The following is a 24,533-nucleotide window of genomic DNA, read 5'->3' on the forward strand; positions in this document are numbered from 1 at the left end:
TTTCCCCGCCCCGCCCGACGTACTGTGTGGGCACCCCGCTAGATCCAAGGAGATACCCGAAGTGGCCGAGCTGTTCTACGACGACGATGCCGACCTGTCCATCATCCAGAACCGCAAGGTCGCGGTCATCGGCTACGGAAGCCAGGGCCACGCCCACGCGCTGTCGCTGCGTGACTCGGGCGTCGATGTGCGGGTCGGTCTGCACGAGGGTTCCAAGTCCAAGGCCAAGGCCGAGGAGCAGGGCCTGCGCGTGGTGACGCCGGCCGAGGCGGCCGCCGAGGCCGACGTCATCATGATCCTGGTGCCGGACCCGATCCAGGCCAAGGTCTACGAGGAGTCCATCAAGGACCACCTGAAGGACGGCGACGCGCTGTTCTTCGGCCACGGTCTGAACATCCGCTACGGCTTCATCAAGCCGCCGGCCAACGTGGACGTCGCGCTGGTGGCCCCCAAGGGCCCGGGCCACCTGGTCCGCCGCCAGTACGAGGAAGGCCGCGGTGTGCCGTGCATCGCGGGTGTCGAGCAGGACGCCTCGGGCAAGGCGTTCGAGCTGGCGCTCTCCTACGCCAAGGGCATCGGCGGCACCCGCGCCGGCGTCATCAAGACCACCTTCACCGAGGAGACCGAGACCGACCTGTTCGGTGAGCAGGCCGTGCTCTGCGGTGGCGCCTCGGCGCTGGTCAAGGCCGGCTTCGAGACCCTGGTCGAGGCGGGCTACCAGCCGGAGATCGCGTACTTCGAGTGCCTCCACGAGCTGAAGCTGATCGTGGACCTGATGTACGAGGGCGGCCTGGAGAAGATGCGCTGGTCGGTCTCCGAGACCGCCGAGTGGGGCGACTACATCACCGGTCCCCGCATCATCACCGACCAGACCAAGGCCGAGATGAAGAAGGTGCTCGCCGAGATCCAGGACGGCACCTTCGCCAACAACTGGATGGCCGAGTACAACGCCGGTCTGCCGAAGTACAACGAGTACAAGAAGGCCGACGAGGACCACCTGCTCGAGACCACGGGCAAGAAGCTCCGCAAGCTGATGAGCTGGGTGGACGACGAGGCGTAAGCCCGGGGACAGGGGGTCGCGGCGATGCTGCGGCCCCCTCGTCCATGGCGCCCCGCGGCGCCTTGTCCGCCGCGTAGAACCACGCACGGGTGATCCTTCCGCATCGGCACAGGACGCGCCCCCCACCGCCACTACACTGCCAAGCACAAGCGCGTCAGGCTCACAGCGTCGTGCGTCTTCCACGCGGCATGCCCCCTTCACCGCCTTCGGCCGTCGGGACGGCCGTCCGCGAAGGACTAGTGAGGACTGAAGACCACGTGAGCTCGAAACCTGTCGTACTGATCGCCGAAGAGCTGTCGCCCGCCACGGTCGACGCCCTCGGTCCGGACTTCGACATCCGGCACTGCAACGGCGCGGACCGCGCCGAGCTGCTCCCCGCGATTGCCGATGTCGACGCCATCCTCGTGCGCAGCGCGACGAAGGTCGACGCCGAGGCCATTGCCGCCGCCAAGAAGCTGAAGGTCGTCGCCCGCGCGGGTGTGGGCCTGGACAATGTCGATGTCTCCGCCGCCACCAAGGCCGGCGTGATGGTCGTCAACGCCCCGACCTCCAACATCGTCACCGCCGCCGAGCTGGCCTGCGGTCTGCTGGTCGCCACGGCCCGCAATATCCCCCAGGCCAACACCGCCCTGAAGAACGGCGAGTGGAAGCGCAGCAAGTACACCGGCGTCGAGCTCAGCGAGAAGACCCTCGGTGTGGTCGGCCTCGGCCGGATCGGCGTCCTGGTCGCCCAGCGGATGTCGGCGTTCGGCATGAAGGTCGTCGCCTACGACCCCTACGTCCAGCCGGCCCGTGCCGCGCAGATGGGCGTCAAGCTGCTTACGCTCGACGAGCTGCTCCAGGTCTCGGACTTCATCACGGTGCACCTCCCCAAGACCCCGGAGACCGTCGGTCTCATCGGGAACGAGGCGCTGCACAAGGTCAAGCCGTCGGTCCGGATCGTCAACGCCGCGCGGGGCGGGATCGTCGACGAGGCGGCGCTGGCCAGCGCGCTGAAGGAGGGCCGGGTGGCCGGCGCGGGCCTGGACGTCTACGCGACCGAGCCCTGCACCGATTCGCCGCTCTTCGAGTTCGACCAGGTCGTCGCCACCCCGCACCTCGGTGCGTCGACGGGTGAGGCGCAGGAGAAGGCCGGTATCGCGGTCGCCAGGTCGGTGCGGCTGGCGCTGGCCGGCGAGCTGGTGCCGGACGCGGTCAACGTCCAGGGCGGGGTGATCGCCGAGGACGTCAAGCCCGGACTGCCGCTGGCCGAGCGCCTCGGCCGGATCTTCACCGCGCTGGCCGGCGAGGTCGCCATGCGCCTCGATGTCGAGGTGTACGGCGAGATCACCCAGCACGACGTCAAGGTGCTGGAACTCTCCGCGCTCAAGGGCGTCTTCGAGGACGTCGTGGACGAGACGGTCTCCTACGTCAACGCCCCGCTGTTCGCGCAGGAGCGCGGCGTGGAGGTGCGGCTGACGACCAGCAGCGAGTCGCCCGAGCACCGCAACGTCGTGACGGTGCGCGGCACCCTCGCGGGCGGCGACGAGGTGTCGATCTCCGGCACGCTCGCCGGTCACAAGAACATCCAGAAGGTCGTCGCCGTCGGGGAGCACTCCATCGACCTGGCGCTCGCCGACCACATGGCGTTCCTGCGCTACAGCGACCGCCCCGGTGTCGTCGGCACCGTCGGCAAGATCCTGGGCGAGGCCGGCATCAACATCGGCAATATGCAGGTCTCGCGGGCCGATGTCGGTGGTGAGGCGCTGGTCGCGCTGACCGTCGACGACACCATTCCGCCGAACGTGCTCAGCGAGATCGCCGAGGAGATCGGCGCGACCTCGGTGCGCGCGGTGAACCTCGGCGACTGACCGCCAGGTCTTCGCAGGTCAACGGGCCCGGGCCCCGCTTGTGCGGGGTCCGGGCCCGTTTGCGTGCCCGCATCGTACGGGCGCCGTCGCGGTCCGCGACCGGGCGCCCGGCGAGGTCTCACACCTCAACCATTCACCCGAATGGCCTATCCGAGGGTGAGGTCGCGGGGGCCGTCGGCGCGGTCGTGGGGCCGCCGGGGCCGTCGGCCGCCGGTCCTCCCGAGTCGCTGGGGAGATGTTCGCGTCGCGCAATGGGAACTGCGCGTGCCCCCGCCGGTGCGTGCGGAAGGAGAGAGACGCCATGAACGCACCCCTGGGGGACGCCCCGCAGAGTCTGACCGGCTTGCACGTGGTCGATGCGGACGGTGCAAAGGTGGGCACGGTCCAGCAGGTCTACCGGGACGATGCCACCAACGAGCCCGAGTGGATCACGGTGCGCACCGGGCTGTTCGGCATGAAGGAGACCTTCATCCCGCTCGCCGGCGCCCGGCGGACCGGCGACGAACTGCATGTTCCGCACGCCAAGGCCACGATCAAGAACGCACCGCGGATCGACGCCAACGGCCATCTCGACCCCTCCGAGGAAGAGGAGCTGTACCGCCACTACGGGATGACCCGGCCGGGCATGGCCGCCCCGGATGCGGCCGGCCCCACGTCCCGGCCCGGCCCCCGGGCGACCGGGGACACCGGGCCTCCCACCCCCACGGGCGGCGAGCGCAACAAGCTGATCGAGGGGCCGATGGCCGGGGCGGGCGCGGGAGCGGGCGCGGGAGCCGGTACCCGGGCCGGACCGCAGGCGGGCGACACCGGCGACACCGCGCGCGGCAAGGAGCAGATGCCCGAGACCGGCGCCGAGGAGCGCGAGAGAGGCCGCCACCCGGGCGAGCGGGAAAAGGGGCGCGACGACGGTACGGGCGGCGGGCGCGAGGGGCCGGACCGGCCGCGCTGACCCGGGTGGGGTGTCCGGCCCGGCGAGCGGCGAAGGCCGCGGTCGCACATCCACTCTCCGGCCACCGCCCTTCGCGGGGCGTGGCAAGCGACGTATACGTACGTCTAAAACGGGTGTCTGGTACGAGCGTATGTGCGGCGATAGGCTGCCCTCATGGGACACCGTGAAGATCTTCTGGAGGGCGCCAAGCGCTGCCTCCTGGAGAAGGGATACGCGCGCACCACCGCCCGCGACATCGTGGCCGCGTCCGGCGCCAACCTCGCGTCCATCGGATACCACTACGGCTCCAAGGACGCCCTGATGCGCCAGGCGATCATCGCGTCCAGCGAGGAGTGGGGGGCCGGTGTCGCCCAGGTGCCGGGCGCCGACGAGGCGGTGCCGGAGGACGCCGCTCCGCTGGAGCGGTTCGCCGCGGTCTGGGACCTGTTCCTGCAACGGATCGCCACGGAACGGGAGTTCATCGCCGCGCAGGTCGAGGTGCTGGGGCTGCTGCCGCGCGACGCGGCCCTGCGCGAGGCGATCGGTGAGGTGCTCCCGGAGGGCGGCGAGGGGCTCGTCGCGGTCTTCGAAGGGGTGCCGGACACCGAGGTCGACGCGGAGGCGGCCCGTGTCGTCGGCTCCTTCTATCAGGCCCTGCTCACCGGCCTGATGGTCCAGTCGCTGCTCACGCCGGAGGCCATGCCCTCCGGCCGGGACCTGGCGACCGCGCTGCGCCGGGTCACCGCGGGCGAGGTGCTGGGCAAGAAGGAGTGACGGACGCCCCGGGCGCCCGTCCGGTGGAGATTTGCGGCGGCTTGTCCTGCGTGCTGTCCTGAAGTGAAGAGGTTGCGCAGTCGACGCCCGCGGGCGTGGTGAACCGTGGTTGAGCGGCCGTCAGTACAGGGCCGGCCCTCCACCCGGCCGGCGCCCGTGGGTGCTGAGCGGCCGATCCACCCTCCACGGCACGCCAGTCCCTGCTCACTGGATGCCGGTGACGAAGGGCCTGCGCATGACCGAGAATCCGCACGATCCGGCAGAGCAGAAGTCGGCAGAGCAGAAGAAGGCGGAGCAGAAGAAGGCGGAGCAGAAGAACGCGGAGCACCCGCCTCGGACCGGCCCGCGGCCGGCACCGCGATGGTCGCAGCGGGGACCGGCGTCCGCACGTGCCTACGCCCCGGTCGCCGCGCCCACCGTGTGCCCCGTCTGCGGGGGCCCGGTGGAGGGTGAGCTCACCTGTCAGTTCTGCGGGCAGGTCATGGTGCTTCCGCACGGGATACACCTGTCCACCGTGGGGCTCCGGTTCGGCGGGTTCCTGCTCGAAAACCTCCTGATGATCTGCACGCTGTACATCGGCTGGCTCATCTGGGCCTTCCTCGTCTTCCCGCGGGGTCAGACCCCGGCCAAGCAACTGCTGCACATGCGGGTCATCTACATTCCGGAGGCCCGCGCGGCCCGCTGGTGGCGGATGTTCTTCCGTGAGTTCATCGCCAAGGGCATCATCGGACTCCTCGCCTCCGTCACTCTCCTCATCCCCTACTTCTGGCTGCTCTGGGACCGCAACCGGCAGGAGCTGTGGGACAAGATGGCCACCACGCTGGTCATCACCGACCCCGAGGACCGGCTCCGCCCGCCCCGTCCGCCGGCCGCCTCGCTACCGGAGTGAGCGCTGAGCCGGGTGAGCGAGGGGACGGACGCTCTCCGCGGGCCCGAAGGCCGAGGTCAGAGGCTTGTGCAGGGGGCTGCGGACCGTCCCGCGCCATTCACGGCGGACCGTCCCGCGCCGTTCACAACCGCGCCGCCTTGAGCGCCATGTGCAGCAGCAGCCGGTGCTCGCCGTCGTCCAGATCGAGGCCGGTCAGCTTCTCCACCCGGCCCAGGCGGTAGTAGAGCGTCTGCCGGTGGATGCCCAGGGCGTGTGCGGTGCGGCTCGCCTGGCCCGCGCAGTCGAGGAACACCTCGGCGGTGCGCGCGAGTTCCGCGTGGGCGGGGGCCAGCAGCGGGCCGATGGCCGGGTCGGGTGCGGTGCCCGGCAGGGCGGTCAGCATGCGGTACGGGCCGATGGCGTCCCATTGGGTGATCGGGCCCAGCCGGGGCTCGGCATGGGCCGCGCGGGCCGCGTCCAGCGCTTCCCGCCAGGTGGCCGGAAGGTCGGTCAACTCCCTTGTGCCGAGGCCGATTCCGGCGGCGCCCGGCCGCGGCGGCGGGGGATGCGCGGAGCCGTCGCGCGCGCCACCGCGCGGCGCCCGCCCCTCGGCCGGTCCGGCGGACGCGCGCGGGGAGCGCAGCAGATGTTCGGCCACCGTGTGGGCCGGGGCGGACGCGCCGGACGCGCGCAGACGCACCAGCGCGGCCAGGGCGGGCACGGGCGCAGCGGAGTGCGGGAGGACGGCGGACCCGGCGCGGCCGTTGCGTCCCGAGCCGGGGCGCGCCGCGGGCTCCGGCTCGTCCGCGCCCGCGGCCGGGCCGTCCGCCGGGCCGCCGCCCGCCGGCAGCGCACACGCCGCGAGCAGGCCCGGAAGGCTCGGCAGCGGCGCCGCGTCGGTGTCCGAGGTGTCCCAGGGCACCACCGCGACCAGGGTGAGCGGGGCGCCCGGGGTGAAGCGCAGGCTGTCCCGCAGCGCATCGCGCAGCGCGGCCGCAGCGGCCGGCTGTCCGTCGGGCGGGGCGGCCAGCAACTCCCGCAGCAGATCGCCGAGTTCGGACCCGGCGCGGGCCTCGTCGGCCAGCAGGGCGCCGATCCGGGCGGCGCTCTCCATCGCCTGCGCGATCCGCGGGTCGGGCGGCGTGCCCCGGCTGCCCAGTTCGAGGTCGGTCAGATGCCCGTCGTCCAGCAGCCAGACGTAGCCGTGCACGATGCCCCGATGGCGTACGGGCAGACAGATGCGGCCCTTGAAGACCCCGGCGGCCGGGTCCGGCGGAATGCGCAGCGCGGTCTTGGCGCGGGCGATGCCGAAGGCCTCGAACCAGGCCCGTACCGCCGCCGAGGAGCGGCGCTGGAGGATCGAGCGGGTGCGGACCGGGTCCATCACCTCGTCGTCGTCGCCCTCGTGCGCGCCGAACGCGATCAGTCCGAAATCCCGGTCCTCCAGCGTCGCCGGTGCGCCGAGCGCCGCCGAGATCTCGTCCACGAGCTGCTGGTAATCGCCCCGCATCGCCCGCCCGGCTCCTCTCCTGTCGTCACACCACCGGCATCGCCGGTGTCTCGGACACCTCTCACACCACTGTCACCACTGGCACGGTCACCTCACCCTCATTCTCATACATCTGTCTGAGATCCCGACCACGAAGGCGTGACAGCTGTCGATGGCCGGGAAGTAGCGCGATCCTTAAGTTTCAGGTGGCTCAATATTGCCGACGCGTTCGCCCGCCCGGTGTCCGCCCGGTACTTGTCACTCTGAATCGTGGAGGTGCCCATGCTGGGTCCCGTGCTCCTGGCCGCAGCGCGCAGTGACAGCATCCGCCGGCTTGTGGCGGCCGCTCCGGTCACCCGGCCCGTGGTGGACCGGTTCGTCGCCGGAGAGCGTCTGGACGAGTCCATGGCGGCCGTGCGGTCCCTGGCCGCGCGAGGCCTGGAGGTCACCCTCGACCACCTGGGCGAGGACATCACCGACCCGGCCGAGGCGCTGCGCAACCGCGATGCCTACCTCCAGCTGGCCGCGGCCCTCAAGGAGCACGGACTCGGCGTCAAGGCCGAGATGTCGGTCAAGCTGTCCGCTTTCGGTCAGGCGCTGGCCGGCGGCCACGAACTGGCGCTGAAGAACGTCACCCCGGTGGTCGAGGCCGCCGCCGAGGCCGGTACGACCGTGACCCTCGACATGGAGGACCACACCACGGTCGACTCCACCCTCGCGATCCTCGCCGACCTGCGGGAACGCTTTCCCCAGACGGGTGCGGTGCTGCAGTCCTACCTCTTCCGCACCGAGGACGACTGCCATGCGCTCGCCGGGGAAGGCTCCCGGGTGCGGCTGGTCAAGGGTGCGTACAAGGAGCCCGCGACCGTCGCCTTCCAGGACAAGCGGGAGGTCGACAAGGCCTATGTGCGGTGCCTGAAGATCCTGATGGCGGGGGAGGGCTACCCCATGATCGGGTCGCACGACCCGCGGATGGTGGCCATCGGCCAGGAGCTGGCGCACCGCAACGGCCGCAAGCCGGCCGACTACGAATTCCAGATGCTGTACGGCATCCGCGAGGCCGAGCAGCAGCGGCTGGTCGCCGAGGGACACCGTATGCGGGTGTACATCCCCTATGGCACCGACTGGTACGGCTACTTCATGCGCCGCCTGGCCGAGCGCCCCGCGAACCTCGCGTTCTTCTTGAGGTCGCTGGCGACCCGCGGCTGATCGCCTCGCGCCTGATCGCCCCGCGGAGGCGGGCGCGGGTGGATGCTGGAAGCCGGGGGATGCTCCCGGACGGCGCCGCCCGCAGCCGCCCACCCGAAGCGGCCGCGGCCGCACCACCGACGTACGAAAACCGACGAGCGAAATCGAAGGAGACACGGCCGCTATGGACGCTGTGACCCAGGTCCCCGTGCCGGTGAACGAGCCGGTCCACACCTACGCCCCCGGCAGCCCGGAGCGTTCCCGCCTGGAGGCCAAGCTCAAGGAGCTGGCCGGCAACCCGATCGAGCTGCCGATGACCATCGGCGGCGAGCACCGGATGGGCGGCGGCGAGCGCTTCGACGTCGTTCAGCCGCACAACCACTCCGCCCGTCTCGGCACGTACGCCAACGCGACGGTCAAGGACGCCCAGGACGCGGTCGACGCCGCGCTGGCCGCCGCCCCGGCCTGGCGCGCGATGTCCTTCGACGACCGTGCCGCGATCATCCTCAAGGCCGCGGACCTGCTCTCCGGCCCCTGGCGCGAGACGCTGGCCGCCGCCACCATGCTCGGCCAGTCCAAGACCGCCCAGCAGGCCGAGATCGACACCCCGTGTGAGCTGATCGACTTCTGGCGCTTCAACGTGCACTTCGCGCGCCAGATCCTCGCCGAGCAGCCCCCGGCGAACTCCCCGGGTGTCTGGAACCGCTCGGACCACCGTCCTCTTGAGGGCTTCGTCTACGCGATCACGCCGTTCAACTTCACCGCGATCGCCGGCAACCTCCCGACCGCGCCCGCGCTCATGGGCAACGTCGTGGTCTGGAAGCCGTCCCCGACGCAGACCTACGCCGCCGTGCTGCTGATGCAGCTGCTGGAGGAGGCCGGGCTGCCCAAGGGCGTCATCAACCTCGTCACCGGCGACGGCAAGGACGTCTCCGAGGTGGCACTGACCCACCCCGACCTGGCGGGCATCCACTTCACGGGTTCGACCAAGACCTTCCAGTACCTGTGGAAGACGGTCGGCATCAACATCGAGAACTACAAGACCTACCCGCGGCTCGTCGGCGAGACCGGCGGCAAGGACTTCATCGTCGCCCACCCGTCGGCCGACCGCGCCGTGCTGAAGACCGCCATGACCCGTGGCGCCTTCGAGTTCCAGGGCCAGAAGTGCTCCGCGGCCTCCCGCGCCTACGTCCCGGCCTCGCTGTGGAACAGCGGCCTCAAGGAGGAGTTCGCGGCCGAGGTCGACGCCCTCGCCATGGGCGATGTCTCCGACCTGTCGAACTTCATCGGCGCCGTCATCGACGAGCGCTCGTTCGCCAAGAACAAGGCGGCGATCGACCGTGCCAAGGCCGACCCGACCGTCGAGGTCGTGGCCGGCGGTACGTACGACGACAGCGAGGGCTACTTCGTCCGCCCGACGGTCCTGGTCTCCACCGACCCGGAGAACGAGATCTTCAAGGACGAGTACTTCGGTCCGATCCTCGGCGTCTACGTCTACGACGACGCCGACTACGACGCGATGCTCACCCAGATGGAGTCCGCCTCGGCGTACGGCCTGACCGGTTGCGTCATCGCCCAGGACCGTGCCGAGGCGGCCCGCACCTGTGAGGTGCTGCGCTTCGCGGCCGGCAACTTCTACATCAACGACAAGCCGACCGGCGCCGTCGTCGGCCAGCAGCCCTTCGGCGGCGGCCGTGCGTCCGGCACCAACGACAAGGCCGGCGCCAAGCAGAACCTGATGCGCTGGACCTCGACCCGCTCCATCAAGGAGACCCTGGTCCCGCCGACGGACTACCGCTACCCGCACATGGGCTGACGTCCGACCGGCCGCACGCCGACGGCCCGGCTCCCCTCTCCCCGGGGGCGCCGGGCCGTTCGGCGTTGCTTCAGGCGCCCCGCGCCGGGCCGGTGATCGCCTCGCCGATGACGAAGCCCTTGGCGGGGCCTTCGGGGATGATCACGTCGATGCCGCACGCCACGCGGTGCACGTCCGTGTAGACCGCCTCGTCGGGGCGCGGTGCGGCGAGCACGGTGACCGTGCCATGGCCGTCGTAGTCATCGATGAGGACGTAGACGGGGATGCCGGCGCCTGCGTAGGCACGGCGCTTGGGCTCCCGGTCACGCTCGGTGCCATCGTGACCTGGCGAGAGCACCTCCACGATCAAGTGGACGGCGGACGCCTTGATGCCGATGCCGTCATCGGTGACATGCGCCTCGGAGTCTTCCGGCGCGATGAAGCAGTCAGGGATCCAGACCTTGCGATCGTGAACGACGTTGATGTCTTGGTACGCGGCCCATTCACCCTCGTCCAGGTGCCTGTCGACGGCCCGGCGAAGCCGGTTGGCGATCTGGCCGTGTGCAAAACGTCCGGTGGGCGACACCTTGATGGACCCCTCGAAGATCTCGGCGTGAAGGCCCTCGGGGGGTTCCATGGCTTTCCATGCCTGTCACAGGACCTCATCCAGATCGGGCCCGGGTGTCGTGGCCTCTGGCGTCGTCACGGGCTTTTCCTGCGTGAGCGCGGTCATGGTGCAGCACCTCCTCAGTGCGGGCGGGCTCGGCCTGGTGGCACAAGCGACACCGCCACGCTAGGGAGCGCCGGGACCGCCATGACCAGCGAATGTTCCCGGATCACTCGTTCGAGCACACGCCTGCCGTCTCAGATAGTAGGAAGCCCAAGTAATTGTGCAGACATCACGGCCGAGCTGTCCTAGCGTTGTAGGAGCCGAACGTAACGCTCCATCGAGCGAGTGCGGATGCGGCCCGGTGCGCAAGCGCAGGTGACCCCTGCCGTGCCGAGGCCCCCGCCTCTTCCGGCCGCTTGTGGATCGACGCATCCCATTTCATCTCGGGGCTCTGGCTTAGGAGACGTGAATCATGGCTGAGACTGCCGTCCGCAGGACCCGTCACTCCGCCCGTACGACCGGCGACGCCGACCGCAGGAATGCCGCGGCCGCCCTCCAGCGTGCCCTCGACCGCCGTGACAACGGCGGCTCCACCGGGCACTGAGCCGATGCGTGCGCGACCCGGGTCGGTCCTGTCCAGGCCGGCGTCGATGCCCTGCCGCTGCTGCTGGCGGATCCGGCTGTCCGTGGCCCGGTGGCTCTTTCTCTCTTGAACGCGTCCTGAACGTGCGGGGCGCCCGGATCCCGGGCGCCCCTACAGGCGATCGTCCCCTGGCTACCGCGCGGGCGAGCGGGTCACCTCGAAGTGGTCGATGCGCTCGCCGGACTCGGCGAGGGCGGTGACCTTCATCCGCGGGTGGTGGCCCGGTGTGACCTCGACGGCGATGAAGGAGTAGCCGGTGTAGCGGACCCGGGACCACTCCACGGTTTCCTTGGTCTTCTTCTGGCCCTTGGACCAGTGGTAGGTGTCCACGTGGTCGAGGTCCTTGACGTGCCCCTCGTAGCTGTCCGGCACGGGGAAGTCGTAGAGGGCCCGGCCCGCGCCGCCCGCGGTCACGTACACGATGCCCTCGCGGGTGGTGTCCACGCTCGCGCCGATCGGCATCTTCTTGGCGACCCGCCCGCTCTTGAGGGCGTCGGTCCGCTCGTAGACGTGGTTGTGGCCGTTGACGACCAGGTCCACCTGGTGCTTCTCGAACAGCGGCAGCCAGGCGTCGCGCACCGCGCCGTCGGAGGCGTGGGAGTTGGTGGTGGAGAAGGCGCAGTGGTGGAAGAAGACCACGAGGAAGTCGATGCCGTCGGCGGCGCGCAGCTCGCCCAGGCGGCGGTCGAGCCAGCGGGTCTGCCGGCCGTCGGTGTAGCCCTGGTTGGCGGGGATCTCGTAGGAGATGTCGTTGGCGTCCAGGGCGACGACCGCGGTGTTGCCGTAGGTGAACGAGTAGACGCCGGGGGCGTTCTTGGCGTCCGGGCCGTTGCCGGGCAGCGTCCAGCGGGCGTTCTGGCCGCCGTAGCCGTTGGGGGAGTACCAGGCCTCCATGTCGTGGTTGCCGGTGGTCACCATCCACGGCACGGACTTGGCCACCGACTCGGTCTGCGCGAGGAACTGGTCCCAGACCCGGGCGTCGTAGGCGTCGTGCTCGGAGCCGTCGCCGTCGGTGTCCGCGTAGCAGATGTCGCCCGCGTGCAGGTGGAAGGACGGGTTCTGACCCAGGATCAACTGGTCGTTGGCCAGGGCGTGGTAGCTCACTCCCTGGTCGCCGAAGGCGGTGAAGACGAAGGCCTCGGGACGGGCCGGGGCGGTACGGAAGGTGCCGACGGTGGAGAAGTGGCGCGGGTCGGCCGGGTCGAAGCCCTCGTGGCCGACGCCGTAGTAGTACGTCGTTCCCGGGCGCAGTCCGTCCAGCGCGGCGTGCAGGTAGTACTGCTGCACGGCCGGCAGCTTCGCGGACAGCGACGGGGTGTGCAGATCGCGGACCTCGGCCTCGATCTTGCGCCCCAGGTCCCAGGGCTCGATTCCCACCCGCAGATACGGCCGCTTGACCGCGAACGGCACCTGCCAGCTCACCCGCATCTGGCTCTTGGGGTCGGCGCCGAAGGCCAGATGGCGGCCGAAGGGGGCGACCAGCGAACCGTCGACGGCGGCCGTGGTGGGCGAGGACAGCAGTGTGGGCGAGACGCCCTGGGCCGAACCGGCCAGCAGTCCGGAGCCCGCGACGACTCCCGCGGTGGCGGCCGAGGTACGCAGCAGGCCTCTGCGGCTCAGCTTCGTACGGAGGTAGTCATGCTGTTCCGGCATGCTCATCCGGGCCGCCAACTGCTCCGGGATGCCGACGCGGGGGGTGTGCGAGGGCAGGGGGGCGGCCCCACGGGGATTTCCAGTCATGCCGCCGAATTTCTCAGCGTGACCCGACCGCAGTGGGGACATGGGGTGAACGGCAGCTGACCGGCTCCCCATGTGTCCGTATGGCGGACGTTACGTGTCAATCAATGGGACGGAGAGTAGGGTCCAGACATGTCTCGCAGCATTCGCCTCGCAGTGATCCCCGGTGACGGTATCGGCCAGGAAGTCGTGGCCCAGGGCCTGAAGGTCCTGACCGCGGTCCTCCCGCAGGACGTCAAGCTGGAAACCAAGGAGTACGACCTCGGTGCCCGGCGATGGCATGCGACCGGTGAGACCCTCCCCGACGCGGAGCTGGAGGCGCTCAAGCAGCACGACGCCATCCTGCTCGGCGCGATCGGCGACCCGTCCGTACCCTCCGGGGTGCTGGAGCGCGGTCTGCTGCTCAAGCTCCGCTTCGCCTTCGACCACTTCGTCAACCTGCGCCCGTCGAAGCTCTTCCCGAACACCTCCACGCCGCTCGCCGGCCGCCCCGACATCGACTTCATCGTCGTCCGCGAGGGCACCGAAGGCCCCTACACCGGCAACGGCGGCAGCCTGCGCACCGGCACCCCCGCCGAGGTCGCCACCGAGGTCAGCCTCAACACCGCCTACGGCGTGGAGCGGGTCGTCCGCGACGCCTATGAGCGGGCCAACGCCCGCCCGCGCAAGAAGCTGACGCTGGTGCACAAGAACAATGTGCTGGTGTACGCGGGCCACATGTGGAAGAACATCTTCGACAAGGTCGGCCAGGAGTACCCCGAGGTCACCACCGACTACCTGCACGTCGACGCCGCGACGATCTTCTTCGTCACCCAGCCCGAGCGGTTCGACGTGATCGTCACCGACAACCTCTTCGGCGACATCCTCACCGACCTCGCCGCTGCCGTCACCGGCGGTATCGGCCTGGCCGCCTCCGGGAACATCAACCCGACCGGCGACTTCCCCTCGATGTTCGAGCCGGTGCACGGCTCCGCGCCGGACATCGCGGGCACCGGCAAGGCCGACCCGACGGCCACGATCCTCTCCGTCGCGCTGCTGCTGCGCCACCTCGGCTACGAGCCGCAGGCCGCCCGCATCGAGGAGGCCGTGGCCACCGATCTGGAGGCCAGGGACGGATCGGCGCGGAGCACCGACGAGATCGGTGACGCACTGGCCGCACGAGTAGCGGGCTAGGCCCCTCGCGCACTCACGCACCATGGACAGCGCCGGGCCTCCCAGGGCCGGCGCTGTTCGCGTGGGCCCGGCCGGGGGCACGGCACGGTCGGGTGCGACCATCGGACCCGGACCGCGCACGCGGTTCCGGCGGCGCGGACCCACGGGCGATAATCGGACGTGGCATCGTTGCCCGCGAGGAAACTCGGACGTCCCAGTAACGACCGGTACGTTCAAGAGCCCTCATGGGCGCGGCCGCCACAACCGCACGGTGGGGGCCGAACCCCTTACCCCCGGCCGGAGGGCTGGGCCGGTGATGCTCCCCAGCCGACGCTGGGAGGTACCCCCAGGTATCGCACACGCAGTGAAGGACATGCATTCATGACGACGCCCACGATCGAGCTCAAGCCCTCCTCGCACCCGCTGTCCGACGCGGAGCGGGAGCAGATCCTGGCCGCCCCCGGCTTCGGCCGCCACTTCACCGACCACATGGTGACGATCAAGTGGACCGAGGGCCGCGGCTGGCACGACGGACAGCTCGTGCCGTACGGCCCGCTCTCCCTCGACCCGGCGACCAATGTCCTGCACTACGCCCAGGAGATCTTCGAGGGCCTCAAGGCGTACCGCCGGCCCGACGGCTCCGTCGCCACCTTCCGCCCGGACGCCAACGCCCGGCGCTTCCAGGCCTCCGCACGCCGGCTGGCCATGCCGGAGCTGCCCGTCGAGACCTTCATCGAGGCCTGCGACCTGCTCGTCCAGCAGGACAAGGACTGGGTGCCCGCGCACGGCGGCGAGGAGTCGCTCTACCTGCGCCCGTTCATGATCGCGACCGAGGTCGGCCTGGGCGTGAAGCCCGCCAACGAGTACCTCTTCGTGGTCATCGCCTCGCCCGCGGGCGCGTACTTCGCCGGCGGCGTCAAGCCGGTCTCCATCTGGCTGTCCGAGAACCGGGTGCGCGCCGTCCCCGGCGGCATGGGTGACGCCAAGACCGGCGGCAACTACGCCGCGTCGCTGCTCGCGCAGGCCGAGGCCGCCGCGCAGGGCTGCGACCAGGTCGCCTACCTCGACGCCGTGGAGCACAAGTGGGTCGAGGAGCTCGGCGGGATGAACCTGTACTTCGTCTACGGCGACAAGATCGTCACCCCCACCCTGACCGGCTCGCTGCTCGCCGGGGTCACCCGTGACTCCCTGCTGTCCGTCGCCCGCGACCTGGGCTACGCGTCGGAGGAGGCCCGGGTCTCCATCGACCAGTGGAAGACCGACACCGCGAACGGCACCCTCACCGAGGTCTTCGCCTGCGGCACGGCCGCCGTGATCACCCCGGTCGGCACGGTCAAGAGCGCCGGCGGCGAGTGGACCCAGTCCGACGGTGAGCCCGGCAAGGTCACGCTGAAGCTGCGCGAGGCGCTCCTCGACATCCAGCGGGGTGTCGCCGAGGACAAGCACGGCTGGATGCACGAGCTGGGCTGAGCCCGCCCCCGTATGCGGGCCCGGACATGACCCAGGCCGCCCCCGACAGCGCGTCGGCGGCGGCCTCGGTCCTGTCCGGGCCGGCTCAGCCGGCCTCCGCGGGGATTTCCGCCGCGGTGGCCGGGGGAGCGGGCGGTGCGGTGCGCAGCGCCGCGACCGGACGGGGGTCCCGGGCGGTCAGGGCCAGGTACGCGACCCCGCCCACGGCCGCCGCGAGCAGGAAGCTGAGGTCGATGCCGCCGGTCAGCGGGAGCAGCGGCCCCTGGTAGAGCGGTGTGTCCACGCCCATCAGGCCGACCGCCGAGCCCAGCGCCCAGGCCAGCGTCGCCCGGACGTGCCAGCCCGCCCGGTACCAGTACACGCCTCCGCGGGTGCCGCGGTTGTAGACCTGCAGGGACTCCGGGTCGTAGGCACCGCGGCAGCGGGCGAAGCCGATCACGGTGATCACCGCCCAGGGCGTCCCGACGGCGGTCATCAGCAGCACGAACGAGGTCATCGCCTCCTGGGCCGCCCACAGGAAGTGGCCGGCGTAGACCAGCGCGGTCGCGGTCGCGGCGACGACATAGGTGGCCTGGGTGCGGGTCGCGCGCGGCAGGATCGCATCGAGGTCGAGGCCCATGCTGTAGAGCATCAGACCGGCGTTGCCGACGGAGCCGGCCGAGGCGTTGAGCAGCAGCAGCGCCAGGTACCAGAGCGGCGCGCCGGCCACCAGCGGGCCCGCGTAGTCCGCGCCCGCACCGACCGCGAGCGCGGTGAACGTCCCGAAGAGCTGTGGCACCAGCAGGCCGACCATCAGGCCCAGACAGGTGGCGCCGAAGACCTTCCTGGAGCTGTGCCGCCGCGGGGAGATGTAGCGGCTGTAGTCGCCGAGCAGGGTGATGAAGGCGATGGGGCCGCTCAGGCCCGCGGAGACGGCGGCCAGCAGCCAGGTCTGCCAGAAGCCGCCGAGCAGATACGAGCTGCCGTGCGGTGCGGCGGTGGTGAAGGTGTCGGCGTAGGCGACGACGCCGAGGGCCAGCAGGACGGTCAGCCCGATGGCGAGCACCTTGCTCAGCCGCAGCAGGACCCGGTAGCCGTAGACCGCGCCGACGGCGGTGGCGCCCGCCAGCAGGGCGTAGACCAGGGCGTAGGTCGCGCCGCCGGTCGGCAGTCCGGTCAGCCGGTGCAGGCAGCCCACCACCGCGTCGCCGCCGACCCACAGGGTCAGCGCGGTGTAGCCCAGCGACAGCAGCAGGCCGATGACCGAGCCGATCAGCCGGCCGCGCACACCGAAGTGGGCACCGCTGCTGGTGGAGAGGTTGGTGGCGCTGCGCAGCGAGACCAGCGCGAGCGGGGCGGTCAGCAGGGTGCCGACGAGGGTGCCGGCCGCCAGGGAGGTCACCGAGGGCCAGAAGCCGAGCCCGAAGGAGACCGGGAGCCAACCGAAGATCACCACGCCCAGGGCGAGGTTCGACCCGAGCAGGATCGAGATCAGGTCGCGAGGGCCGCTGGTGCGTTCCTCGTCCGGGATGGTGTCGACTCCGCGTTGTTCGATCGGCATGAGGGCTCCCCTGAGAGGCCGGACAACAGTGTGTGAGCAGCGCTCCGTGCGCCGTGCTCCGGGCTGTGGACAGTGCTCGCCGGGGCCGTGCCGCGCAGCGAGATCTATTGGAGCGGCGCTCTACTCGCCGCATATTTAGAGCAGCGCTCAATGTGACTCATGCCTAGGCCATCGGTCAATGCTTTCCTCTTGGCGATTTTCATGGTTAGAGTGATGCTCAAATCGAGCTGGAGGTGTGGCGGGATGCGGTTGACCCCGACGGAACGCGACCGGCTGCTGCTGTTCGGCGCGGCCGAGCTGGCGCGGACGCGCCGGGCCCGCGGACTGAAGCTGAATGTGCCCGAGGCGACCGCGTTGATCGCGGACACAGTCTGCGAGGCGGCGCGGGACGGGCGCCGCCTCGCTCAGGCCATCGAGGCGGCACGCGGTGTGCTCGGCCCGGACGATGTGCTGCCGGGCGTGGCCGACGTGGTCACCGAGGTGCATGTGGAGGCCGTCTTCGACGACGGCTCCCGGCTCGCGGTGGTCAGCGACCCGATCGGCGCCGGCCCGTCGGCCGGGCGGAGCGAGCAGACCCCCGCGCCCGGCGCGGTGCTCCCCGGCCCGGCCGACCCGGAGCCCGCGCCCGCGGTGGTGCTGACGGTGCGCAACACCGCGACGGTGCCCATCAGCGTCACCTCGCACTTCCACTTCTTCGAGGCCAACCCGCGGCTGGACTTCGACCGCGGCGCCGCGTACGGCATGCGGCTGTGCGTCCCGGCCGGCTCGTCGGTGCGGTTCGACCCCGGCGGTGCCTCGGAGGTCGGTCTGGTCCCGATCGGCGGCGACCGGATCGCGATCGGCTTCGCCGGTCTCGTCGACGGCCCGCTGGATGCGCCGGGGGCCAGGACGGAAGCGCTGCGGCGGGCCGCCGCCTGCGGCTACCTGGGAGCGGAGGAGAAGGCATGACGGGCAGCATCGACCCCCACGAGTACGCGTCGGTGCACGGCCCGCGGGCCGGTGACCGGGTCGTCCTCGGTGACTCGGGCCTGGTCGTCCGGGTCGAGTCCGACGCCCAGAAGCCCGGTGACGAGTTCCTCGCCGGCTTCGGCAAGACCGCCCGCGACGGGCTGCTCCTCAAGGCCGCCGCGGTCCGCGAGACCTGCGACGTGGTGATCAGCAACGTCCTGGTCATCGACGCGGTCCAGGGCATCCGCAAGGTGTCCATCGGCATCCGCGAGGGCCGCATCCACGCCATAGGGCGGGCCGGCAACCCCGACACGCTCGACGGTGTCGATGTCGTCGTCGGCACGGGTACGTCGATCGTCTCCGGCGAGGGCATGATCGCCACCGCGGGCGCCGTCGACACCCATGTCCATCTGCTCTCGCCGCGTGTCATGGAGGCCTCGCTGGCCTCCGGCGTGACCACCATCATCGGCCAGGAATTCGGGCCGGTCTGGGGCGTCGGCGTCAACTCCCCCTGGGCGCTGGGGCACGCCTTCAGTGCCTTCGACGCCTGGCCGGTCAACATCGGCTTCCTCGGCCGCGGTTCCTCCTCGGGCGACGCCCCGCTCGTCGAGGCGCTCGCCGAGGGCGGCGCCTGCGGCTTCAAGGTGCACGAGGACATGGGCGCCCATGCCCGCGCCCTGGACACCGCGCTGCGGGTCGCCGAGGAGCACGACGTCCAGGTCGCGCTGCACAGCGACGGCCTCAACGAGTGCCTCACCGTCGAGGACACCCTGCGGGTGCTGGACGGCCGCACCATCCACGCCTTCCACATCGAGGGCTGCGGCGGCGGTCATGTCCCCAACGTCCTCAAGATGGCCGGGGTCCCCAACGTCATCGGCTCCTCCACCAACCCCACCCTCCCCTTCGGGCGGGACGCGGTCGCCGAGCACTACGGCATGATCGTCTCCGTCCACGACCTGAAGACCGATCTGCCCGGTGACGCCGCCATGGCCCGCGACCGCATCCGGGCCGGCACGATGGGCGCCGAGGACGTGCTGCACGACCTCGGGGCGATCGGCATCACCTCCTCCGACGCCCAGGGCATGGGCCGCGCGGGCGAGACCGTCCGCCGCACCTTCGCGATGGCGGGCAAGATGAAGGCCGAACTCGGCCCGATGCAGGGCGACGGCGCCCACGACGACAACGCCCGGGTGCTGCGCTACGTCGCCAAGCTCACCATCAACCCCGCCATCGCCCATGGCCTCTCGCACGAGATCGGGTCGATCGAGGTCGGCAAGATGGCCGACATCGTGCTGTGGAAGCCGCAGTTCTTCGGCGCCAAACCGCAGCTGGTGCTGAAGTCCGGATTCCCCGCCTACGGCGTCACCGGCGACCCGAACGCCGCCACCGACACCTGCGAACCGCTGGTGCTCGGCCCGCAGTTCGGGGCGTACGGCGCGACCCCCGCCGAGATCTCCGTCGCCTTCGTCGCGCGTGCCGCGGCCGAACAGGGCGGTGACGGTATGCCCACCCGCCGGCGCCGGGTCGCCGTCCGCGGCACCCGTGGCATCGGCCCCGGCAACCTCGTCCACAACTCCCGGGTCGGGCAGGTCCAGGTCGACGGGAACAGCGGGCTGGTCACCCTCGACGGTGATCCGATGCGCTCGGAACCGGCCGACACCGTGTCGCTGTCCCGGCTCTATTTCCTGTGACCACGCCCTGTGGACCGGCCCCCGTGGCCGACCTCGTGAACACCCCGCCTGTCACACCGACACAGACCTGAGGACCTCCGCATGAACACCCCTGTCGCCGACGGCTTCCGTATGCCCCCGGAGTGGGCCCGGCACGAGCGCACCTGGATGGCCTGGCCCGGCCCGAGCTTCACCTTCGGCGAGGAGGGCGGCGAGACGCTGGCCGGGGCCCGCCGCGCCTGGGCGGCCGTCGCCCGTGCGGTCCGCCGCTTCGAGCCGGTCACCGTCGTCGCCGGAACGGGCCAGTCGGAAGGCGCCCGCGCGCTGCTCGGCGCGGACATCGAGATCGTCGAACGCCCGCTCAACGACGCCTGGATGCGCGATATCGGCCCCACCTTCCTCACCGACGGCACGGGACAACTCGCCGCCGCCGACTGGGTGTTCAACGGCTGGGGCGCCCAGGAGTGGGCCCGCTGGGACCTCGACGAGAAGATCGCCGAGCAGGTCTGCGCACTGGCCGACGCCCGCCGTTACGCGACCCCGCTGGTCAACGAGGGTGGCGGCATCCACATCGACGGCGAGGGCACCGTGTTGCTCACCGAGACCGTCCAGCTCGACCCGGGCCGCAACCCCGGCCGTACCCAGGAGGAGGTGGAGGCCGAGATCCACGCCCACCTCGGCACCACCAAGGCGATCTGGCTGCCGCGCGGACTGGCCGCCGACTACGGGCAGTTCGGCACCCGCGGCCATGTCGACATCGTCGCCGCCTTCGCCCGCCCCGGCACCGTGCTCGTCCACACCCAGCCCGACCCGGACCACCCCGACCATGCGATCTGCTCCGAGATCGCCAAGCTGCTGCGCGGCTCCACCGACGCCAGGGGCCGGCAGCTGGAGGTCATCGAGGTGCCCGCCCCGACCGTCATCGAGGAGGACGGTGAGCTGGTCGACTACTCCTACATCAACCACTACCTCTGCAACGATGGCGTGGTGCTGTGCGGCTTCGACGACCCGCGCGACGAGGAGGCGGCCGCGATCTTCCGGCGGCTCTTCCCCGACCGGACGGTGACCCTCGTGGACGCCCGTACGATCTTCGCAGCGGGTGGCGGTATCCACTGCATCACCCAGCAGCAGCCGAAGGTCTGATCCGCAGACCCGCCCCAGCCGACCCCGGAGGTCCCCGTGCCCGGTCCCGCGCGCCGTCCCCGGCGCCGGCTCAACCAGCCCCGCGAGCAGGTCCTGGCCGCGGCGATGGCGACCATCGCCGCGGAGGGCCTGGACCGGCTGACCATGGCCGGACTGGGCCGCGAGGTCGGCATGAGCAGCGGCCACATCCTCTACTACTTCGGTACGAAGGACGAGCTGCTGCTGCAGACCCTCCAGTGGAGCGAGGAGCAGCTCGGCGCCGAGCGCCGGGCCGCCCTCTCCCGCCGCGTCCCGGCCCGCGAACGGCTGGACGCCCTCGTCGACCTCTACCTCCCCGAAGGCCACCGCGACCCGCGCTGGACGCTGTGGCTGGAGGTGTGGAACCGCTCCCAGAACGCCGACGACGAGACCCGCGAACGCCAGCTGGAACTCGAACTGGCCTGGCACCGCGACCTGGTGGCCCTGCTCGTCGAGGGCATCTCGAAGGGTGAGTTCCGCCCCGTCGACGCCGAACGCTTCGCCACCCGCACCCGCGCCCTGCTCGACGGCTTCGGCTCCCAGCTCGTCGTCGGCCTCCCCGGCACGGAACGGGAAGAAGTGCGCGGCCACATACGGGAATTCCTGGACGAGTCACTGTCCGCCCGGGAGAGCTGACCCCGGCACGGCCCCCCGTCGGGCCGGGGTCGCGCCCGCCCCATGACCACAACGCACGTAAGTACCCACGATCGTTGCCGCCCGCGCTCTTGCCCAGGGCCTCCGGGTCCGCGACCGTAACCGGCTATGGGACGAGAGCAATGGAAGAAGATCTGGGTCGGCTCGGCCGGCAACATGGTCGAGTGGTTCGACTGGTTCGTGTATGCGAGCTTTGCGGTCTATTTCGCGGATTCGTTCTTCCCGAAGGGGAATGACACCGCCAACCTCATGAACACCATGGGGATCTTCGCCGTGGGCTTCTTCATGCGCCCGGTGGGCGGCTGGGTGCTCGGCCGGGTCGGGGACCGCAGGGGCCGCAAGGCCGCGCTCACGCTGACCGTCACGCTGATGTCCGCCTCGGCGGTCCTGATCGCCGTCGCGCCCACCTACGGGGTGGCGGGCTACGGCGGCGTGGCCGTGCTGCTCATCGCGCGGATGCTGCAGGGGCTGTCGGTCGGCGGCGAGTACGCGGCCAGCGCCACCTACCTCACCGAGGCCTCCGCACCCGGCCGCCGCGGCTTCGCCTCCAGCTTCCAGTACGTGTCGATGACCGCCGGGCAGCTGCTCGGCCTCGGCCTGCAGATCGTGCTGCAGCGCACCCTGTCCGAGGACGCGCTGCACAGCTGGGCCTGGCGGATCCCGTTCATCATCGGTGCGCTGGGCGCCGCGATCGTCTTCTACCTGCGCCGCAACATGCTGGAGACCGAGGTGTACGCCGCGGACGACAGCGCCAACGCCGACCCGGCACGCGGCACCCTCAAGGCGCTGCTGGCCCACAAGCGCGAGGCGTTCCTGGTCATCGCGCTCACCATGGGCGGCACGGTCGCGTACTACACGTACACGACCTATCTCACCAAGTACCTCTCGGGCAGCGCCGGACTGCCCAAGCCGACCGCCTCCCTGGTCAGCTTCTGCGCCCTGTTCATCTTCATGTGCATCCAGCCGCTCGCCGGAAAGCTGTCCGACCGGATCGGCCGCCGTCCGCTGCTGATCACCTTCGCGGTCGGCTCGACGTTCCTGACCGTGCCGATCATGACGCTGCTCAAGCACGCCGGCAGCTTCTGGCCGGCCCTCGGGCTCTCGCTGCTCGCCCTGGTCGTCGTCACCGGCTACACCTCGATCAACGCCTGTGTGAAGGCCGAGCTGTTCCCGACCGGCATCCGCGCGCTGGGGGTGGCCCTGCCGTACGCCATCGCCAACGCGCTGTTCGGCGGCACCGCGGAGTATGTCGCCCTGTGGTTCAAGGAGGGCGGTATCGAGTCCGGCTACTACTGGTACGTCGCCGGCTGCGCCGCGGTCTCGCTGATCGTCTACGTCACGATGCGCGAGACCCGGTCCATCGATCTGCACCGGGTCGGCAAGCAGGACGAGGCCGCGGGAACCGACCGGGGGCGGGTGGGGGCACCCGTCGCCGACTGAGGATTCCGTCCCGGCCGAAACGGCCTCCCCCGCCCGGGGGAGGCCGTTTGCCGTTCTCGGGGGATCCGTGTCCGGCGCCGGGCGGCTTGGCTGGACGGCATGAAGAACACCAGGCGTTCACTTCTGCCGCTGCTGCTGACGGGGCTGTTGGCCTCAGGCGTCGCGGCGCCGCCCGTGGCGGCCGCCCGGCCCGCCGGGGCGCACCCGGCCACGGCGTCCCCGGCCGCGTCCCGCCCGGCCGCCGACGACCTCCGTGCCAGGCTCGCGGCCGTACCCGGGATGCGGGTGATCAAGGAGAACCCCGCCCCGGCCGGCTACCGCTCCTTCGCGCTGGTCTACCGCCAGCCCGTCGACCACCGGCACCCCGGCAGGGGCAGCTTCGAGCAGCGGCTGTCGCTGCTCCACCGGTCCACCGCCCGGCCGATGGTGCTGTACACCAACGGCTACGACCTCACCTACCAGGACCCCGGGTTCCGGGCCGAGCCGACCCGGATCGTGGACGGCAACCAGATCAGCGTCGAGCAGCGGTACTTCGGCACGTCCCGCCCCCGCCCCACCGACTGGTCGAAACTCGACATCCGGCAGGCGGCGGGCGATCACCACCGGCTGATCCGGGCCCTCAAGAAGGTCTACCGCGCCGCATGGATCTCCACCGGCGGCAGCAAGGGCGGTATGGCCACCGTCTACCACCGGCGCTTCCACCCGCACGACGTGGCCGGCTCCGTCGCGTACTCGGCACCCGACAACACCGACGACCGGGACGACACCGCCGAGGACCGCTTCCTGCGGCGGGTGGGCAACCCCGCCTGCCGGAGCGCGCTCACGGCGGTGCAGCGCGCGCTGCTGGGGACCCGGCGGGCGGAGATGGCGGGCCGCCTCACCCGCTGGGCCGCCGGCCACGGCTACACGTTCCGCACCATCGGCAGCGCCGACCGGGTACTGGAACTCGCCGCGCTGCAGCTGCCCCTGCACTTCTGGATGCAGAAGGACGAGGCGGAGGACTGCGGCCGCATCCCCCGGCCCTCCGCCGCCGGCGACGCGCTGTACACCTGGTTCGAAGGCGTGACCCGTCTCCCGGCCTACGCCGACCGCCACCTGGCCCCCGTCACCGCGTCCTACTACCAGTTGGGCACCCAGCTCGGCTTCGTCTCGCTCGCCTCCCCGCACCTGGCCGGAATGCTGCGCCACCCCGGACTCCAGGAGATGCGCACCTACGTGCCGCGCAGCATTCCGCTGCGGTTCCAGCCGGACGCCATGCCCGACATCGACCGCTGGGTGCGCCGGCACGGCAGTGAGCTGCTCTTCGTGTACGGCGAGAACGATCCCACCCGGGCCGAGCCCTTCCGTACCGGCAAGGGCAGCCGCGACGCGCACGTCTACCTGGCCCCGCACACCAACCACCTCGCGAGCATCGACAAGCTGGCGTCCCGGGACCGCGCACGGGCCACCGCCGCGCTCCGCCGCTGGGCCGCCGTGGACAGTCCGCCCGCATCGTGAGACTTCCGCGTGTCCGGCCCGGGGGTGTGGCACACTGCGGACCGTGCTCTCGTTCGCCA

Annotated in this window: 20 protein-coding genes; 16 read left to right on the forward strand and 4 right to left on the reverse strand. The window is 71.0% G+C overall.

Features of this window, described 5'->3' with window-relative positions:
- Window positions 1-61: 61 nt before the first annotated feature.
- From ilvC to NUT86_RS28825, 5 genes are all read left to right on the forward strand, one after another.
- Window positions 62-1,060 (forward strand): ketol-acid reductoisomerase, encoded by a 999-nt coding sequence (gene ilvC, locus NUT86_RS28805; RefSeq protein ID WP_018087232.1) that lies wholly within the window; start codon window positions 62-64, stop codon window positions 1,058-1,060.
- Between the two features lie 257 nt (window positions 1,061-1,317).
- Window positions 1,318-2,910 (forward strand): phosphoglycerate dehydrogenase, encoded by a 1,593-nt coding sequence (gene serA / locus NUT86_RS28810; protein ID WP_018087231.1) that lies wholly within the window; start codon window positions 1,318-1,320, stop codon window positions 2,908-2,910.
- Window positions 2,911-3,211: 301 nt separating this feature from the next.
- Window positions 3,212-3,859 carry a PRC-barrel domain-containing protein gene (locus NUT86_RS28815; RefSeq protein WP_018087230.1) on the forward strand — a complete coding sequence of 216 codons (648 nt, stop codon included), beginning with the start codon at window positions 3,212-3,214 and terminating at the stop codon, window positions 3,857-3,859.
- A 153-nt stretch (window positions 3,860-4,012) separates the two neighbouring features.
- Window positions 4,013-4,612, forward strand: a complete 600-nt coding sequence (locus tag NUT86_RS28820; RefSeq protein ID WP_018087229.1) for a TetR/AcrR family transcriptional regulator — start codon at window positions 4,013-4,015, stop codon at window positions 4,610-4,612.
- A 235-nt stretch (window positions 4,613-4,847) separates the two neighbouring features.
- On the forward strand, window positions 4,848-5,501 hold the full coding sequence (locus tag NUT86_RS28825; protein WP_159486007.1) for an RDD family protein: 654 nt from the start codon (window positions 4,848-4,850) through the stop codon (window positions 5,499-5,501).
- Window positions 5,502-5,622: 121 nt separating this feature from the next.
- Here NUT86_RS28825 and NUT86_RS28830 read toward each other — a convergent pair whose 3' ends face one another.
- Window positions 5,623-6,990 carry a PucR family transcriptional regulator gene (locus NUT86_RS28830; protein WP_274738300.1) on the reverse strand — a complete coding sequence of 456 codons (1,368 nt, stop codon included), beginning with the start codon at window positions 6,988-6,990 and terminating at the stop codon, window positions 5,623-5,625.
- 261 nt (window positions 6,991-7,251) lie between these two features.
- Here NUT86_RS28830 and NUT86_RS28835 point away from each other — a divergent pair, with 261 nt between their 5' ends.
- Window positions 7,252-8,178 (forward strand): proline dehydrogenase family protein, encoded by a 927-nt coding sequence (locus NUT86_RS28835; protein ID WP_018087226.1) that lies wholly within the window; start codon window positions 7,252-7,254, stop codon window positions 8,176-8,178.
- Between the two features lie 163 nt (window positions 8,179-8,341).
- A complete protein-coding gene (gene pruA / locus NUT86_RS28840; protein ID WP_018087225.1) occupies window positions 8,342-9,973 on the forward strand; it encodes an L-glutamate gamma-semialdehyde dehydrogenase in 1,632 nt (543 codons plus the stop codon).
- Between the two features lie 70 nt (window positions 9,974-10,043).
- Here pruA and NUT86_RS28845 read toward each other — a convergent pair whose 3' ends face one another.
- The gene (locus NUT86_RS28845) at window positions 10,044-10,589 is read right to left on the reverse strand and encodes a Uma2 family endonuclease (RefSeq protein WP_274738301.1); all 546 of its coding nucleotides are present in this window, start codon (window positions 10,587-10,589) and stop codon (window positions 10,044-10,046) included.
- 445 nt (window positions 10,590-11,034) lie between these two features.
- Between NUT86_RS28845 and NUT86_RS28850 the strand changes: the two genes are divergently transcribed.
- Complete coding sequence (locus NUT86_RS28850; protein WP_018087223.1) at window positions 11,035-11,166, forward strand: hypothetical protein; 132 nt, start codon at window positions 11,035-11,037, stop codon at window positions 11,164-11,166.
- Between the two features lie 171 nt (window positions 11,167-11,337).
- Here the strand turns inward: NUT86_RS28850 and NUT86_RS28855 are convergent, their stop codons facing one another.
- On the reverse strand, window positions 11,338-12,945 hold the full coding sequence (locus NUT86_RS28855; protein WP_274738302.1) for a purple acid phosphatase family protein: 1,608 nt from the start codon (window positions 12,943-12,945) through the stop codon (window positions 11,338-11,340).
- Between the two features lie 129 nt (window positions 12,946-13,074).
- Here NUT86_RS28855 and NUT86_RS28860 point away from each other — a divergent pair, with 129 nt between their 5' ends.
- Complete coding sequence (locus tag NUT86_RS28860) at window positions 13,075-14,115, forward strand: 3-isopropylmalate dehydrogenase (RefSeq protein ID WP_026169208.1); 1,041 nt, start codon at window positions 13,075-13,077, stop codon at window positions 14,113-14,115.
- Between the two features lie 360 nt (window positions 14,116-14,475).
- Window positions 14,476-15,564 carry a branched-chain amino acid aminotransferase gene (locus NUT86_RS28865; RefSeq protein ID WP_018087220.1) on the forward strand — a complete coding sequence of 363 codons (1,089 nt, stop codon included), beginning with the start codon at window positions 14,476-14,478 and terminating at the stop codon, window positions 15,562-15,564.
- Between the two features lie 85 nt (window positions 15,565-15,649).
- On the opposite strand, the gene NUT86_RS28870 is transcribed toward NUT86_RS28865, so the two are convergent.
- Entirely contained in the window at window positions 15,650-17,104 is a 1,455-nt protein-coding gene (locus tag NUT86_RS28870; protein ID WP_159486001.1) for a cytosine permease, read from the reverse strand.
- Window positions 17,105-17,347: 243 nt separating this feature from the next.
- Here NUT86_RS28870 and ureA point away from each other — a divergent pair, with 243 nt between their 5' ends.
- The 6 genes from ureA to NUT86_RS28900 all read left to right on the forward strand — a co-directional run bounded on the left by ureA (window position 17,348) and on the right by NUT86_RS28900 (window position 24,474).
- On the forward strand, window positions 17,348-18,052 hold the full coding sequence (gene ureA, locus NUT86_RS28875; RefSeq protein ID WP_274738303.1) for an urease subunit gamma: 705 nt from the start codon (window positions 17,348-17,350) through the stop codon (window positions 18,050-18,052).
- Entirely contained in the window at window positions 18,049-19,743 is a 1,695-nt protein-coding gene (locus tag NUT86_RS28880) for an urease subunit alpha (protein WP_159485999.1), read from the forward strand. Before ureA ends, NUT86_RS28880 begins: the two co-directional genes overlap by 4 nt.
- A gap of 81 nt (window positions 19,744-19,824) precedes the next feature.
- Window positions 19,825-20,865 carry an agmatine deiminase family protein gene (locus NUT86_RS28885; protein ID WP_274738304.1) on the forward strand — a complete coding sequence of 347 codons (1,041 nt, stop codon included), beginning with the start codon at window positions 19,825-19,827 and terminating at the stop codon, window positions 20,863-20,865.
- A gap of 36 nt (window positions 20,866-20,901) precedes the next feature.
- Window positions 20,902-21,519, forward strand: coding sequence for a TetR/AcrR family transcriptional regulator (locus NUT86_RS28890; RefSeq protein WP_018087215.1), 618 nt, complete (start codon window positions 20,902-20,904; stop codon window positions 21,517-21,519).
- Window positions 21,520-21,645: 126 nt separating this feature from the next.
- Window positions 21,646-22,977, forward strand: a complete 1,332-nt coding sequence (locus NUT86_RS28895) for an MFS transporter (protein WP_018087214.1) — start codon at window positions 21,646-21,648, stop codon at window positions 22,975-22,977.
- Window positions 22,978-23,076: 99 nt separating this feature from the next.
- On the forward strand, window positions 23,077-24,474 hold the full coding sequence (locus tag NUT86_RS28900) for a S28 family serine protease (protein ID WP_274738305.1): 1,398 nt from the start codon (window positions 23,077-23,079) through the stop codon (window positions 24,472-24,474).
- Window positions 24,475-24,533: the final 59 nt, after the last annotated feature.

Source organism: Streptomyces sp. G7(2002) (genome assembly GCF_028870195.1).
In the GTDB taxonomy this organism is placed as follows: Bacteria; Actinomycetota; Actinomycetes; order Streptomycetales; family Streptomycetaceae; genus Streptomyces; species Streptomyces nigrescens.

Bases quoted from the DNA above. Each gene is read 5' to 3' on its own strand.
- NUT86_RS28815 (WP_018087230.1), top strand. From the start codon at position 3,212: ATGAACGCACCCCTGGGGGACGCCCCGCAGAGTCTGACCGGCTTGCAC.
- NUT86_RS28820 (WP_018087229.1), top strand. From the start codon at position 4,013: ATGGGACACCGTGAAGATCTTCTGGAGGGCGCCAAGCGCTGCCTCCTG.
- NUT86_RS28825 (WP_159486007.1), top strand. From the start codon at position 4,848: ATGACCGAGAATCCGCACGATCCGGCAGAGCAGAAGTCGGCAGAGCAG.
- NUT86_RS28830 (WP_274738300.1), bottom strand. From the start codon at position 6,990: ATGCGGGGCGATTACCAGCAGCTCGTGGACGAGATCTCGGCGGCGCTC.
- NUT86_RS28835 (WP_018087226.1), top strand. From the start codon at position 7,252: ATGCTGGGTCCCGTGCTCCTGGCCGCAGCGCGCAGTGACAGCATCCGC.
- pruA (WP_018087225.1), top strand. From the start codon at position 8,342: ATGGACGCTGTGACCCAGGTCCCCGTGCCGGTGAACGAGCCGGTCCAC.
- NUT86_RS28845 (WP_274738301.1), bottom strand. From the start codon at position 10,589: ATGGAACCCCCCGAGGGCCTTCACGCCGAGATCTTCGAGGGGTCCATC.
- NUT86_RS28850 (WP_018087223.1), top strand. From the start codon at position 11,035: ATGGCTGAGACTGCCGTCCGCAGGACCCGTCACTCCGCCCGTACGACC.
- NUT86_RS28855 (WP_274738302.1), bottom strand. From the start codon at position 12,945: ATGACTGGAAATCCCCGTGGGGCCGCCCCCCTGCCCTCGCACACCCCC.
- NUT86_RS28860 (WP_026169208.1), top strand. From the start codon at position 13,075: ATGTCTCGCAGCATTCGCCTCGCAGTGATCCCCGGTGACGGTATCGGC.
- NUT86_RS28865 (WP_018087220.1), top strand. From the start codon at position 14,476: ATGACGACGCCCACGATCGAGCTCAAGCCCTCCTCGCACCCGCTGTCC.
- NUT86_RS28870 (WP_159486001.1), bottom strand. From the start codon at position 17,104: ATGCCGATCGAACAACGCGGAGTCGACACCATCCCGGACGAGGAACGC.
- ureA (WP_274738303.1), top strand. From the start codon at position 17,348: ATGCGGTTGACCCCGACGGAACGCGACCGGCTGCTGCTGTTCGGCGCG.
- NUT86_RS28880 (WP_159485999.1), top strand. From the start codon at position 18,049: ATGACGGGCAGCATCGACCCCCACGAGTACGCGTCGGTGCACGGCCCG.
- NUT86_RS28885 (WP_274738304.1), top strand. From the start codon at position 19,825: ATGAACACCCCTGTCGCCGACGGCTTCCGTATGCCCCCGGAGTGGGCC.
- NUT86_RS28895 (WP_018087214.1), top strand. From the start codon at position 21,646: ATGGGACGAGAGCAATGGAAGAAGATCTGGGTCGGCTCGGCCGGCAAC.
- NUT86_RS28900 (WP_274738305.1), top strand. From the start codon at position 23,077: ATGAAGAACACCAGGCGTTCACTTCTGCCGCTGCTGCTGACGGGGCTG.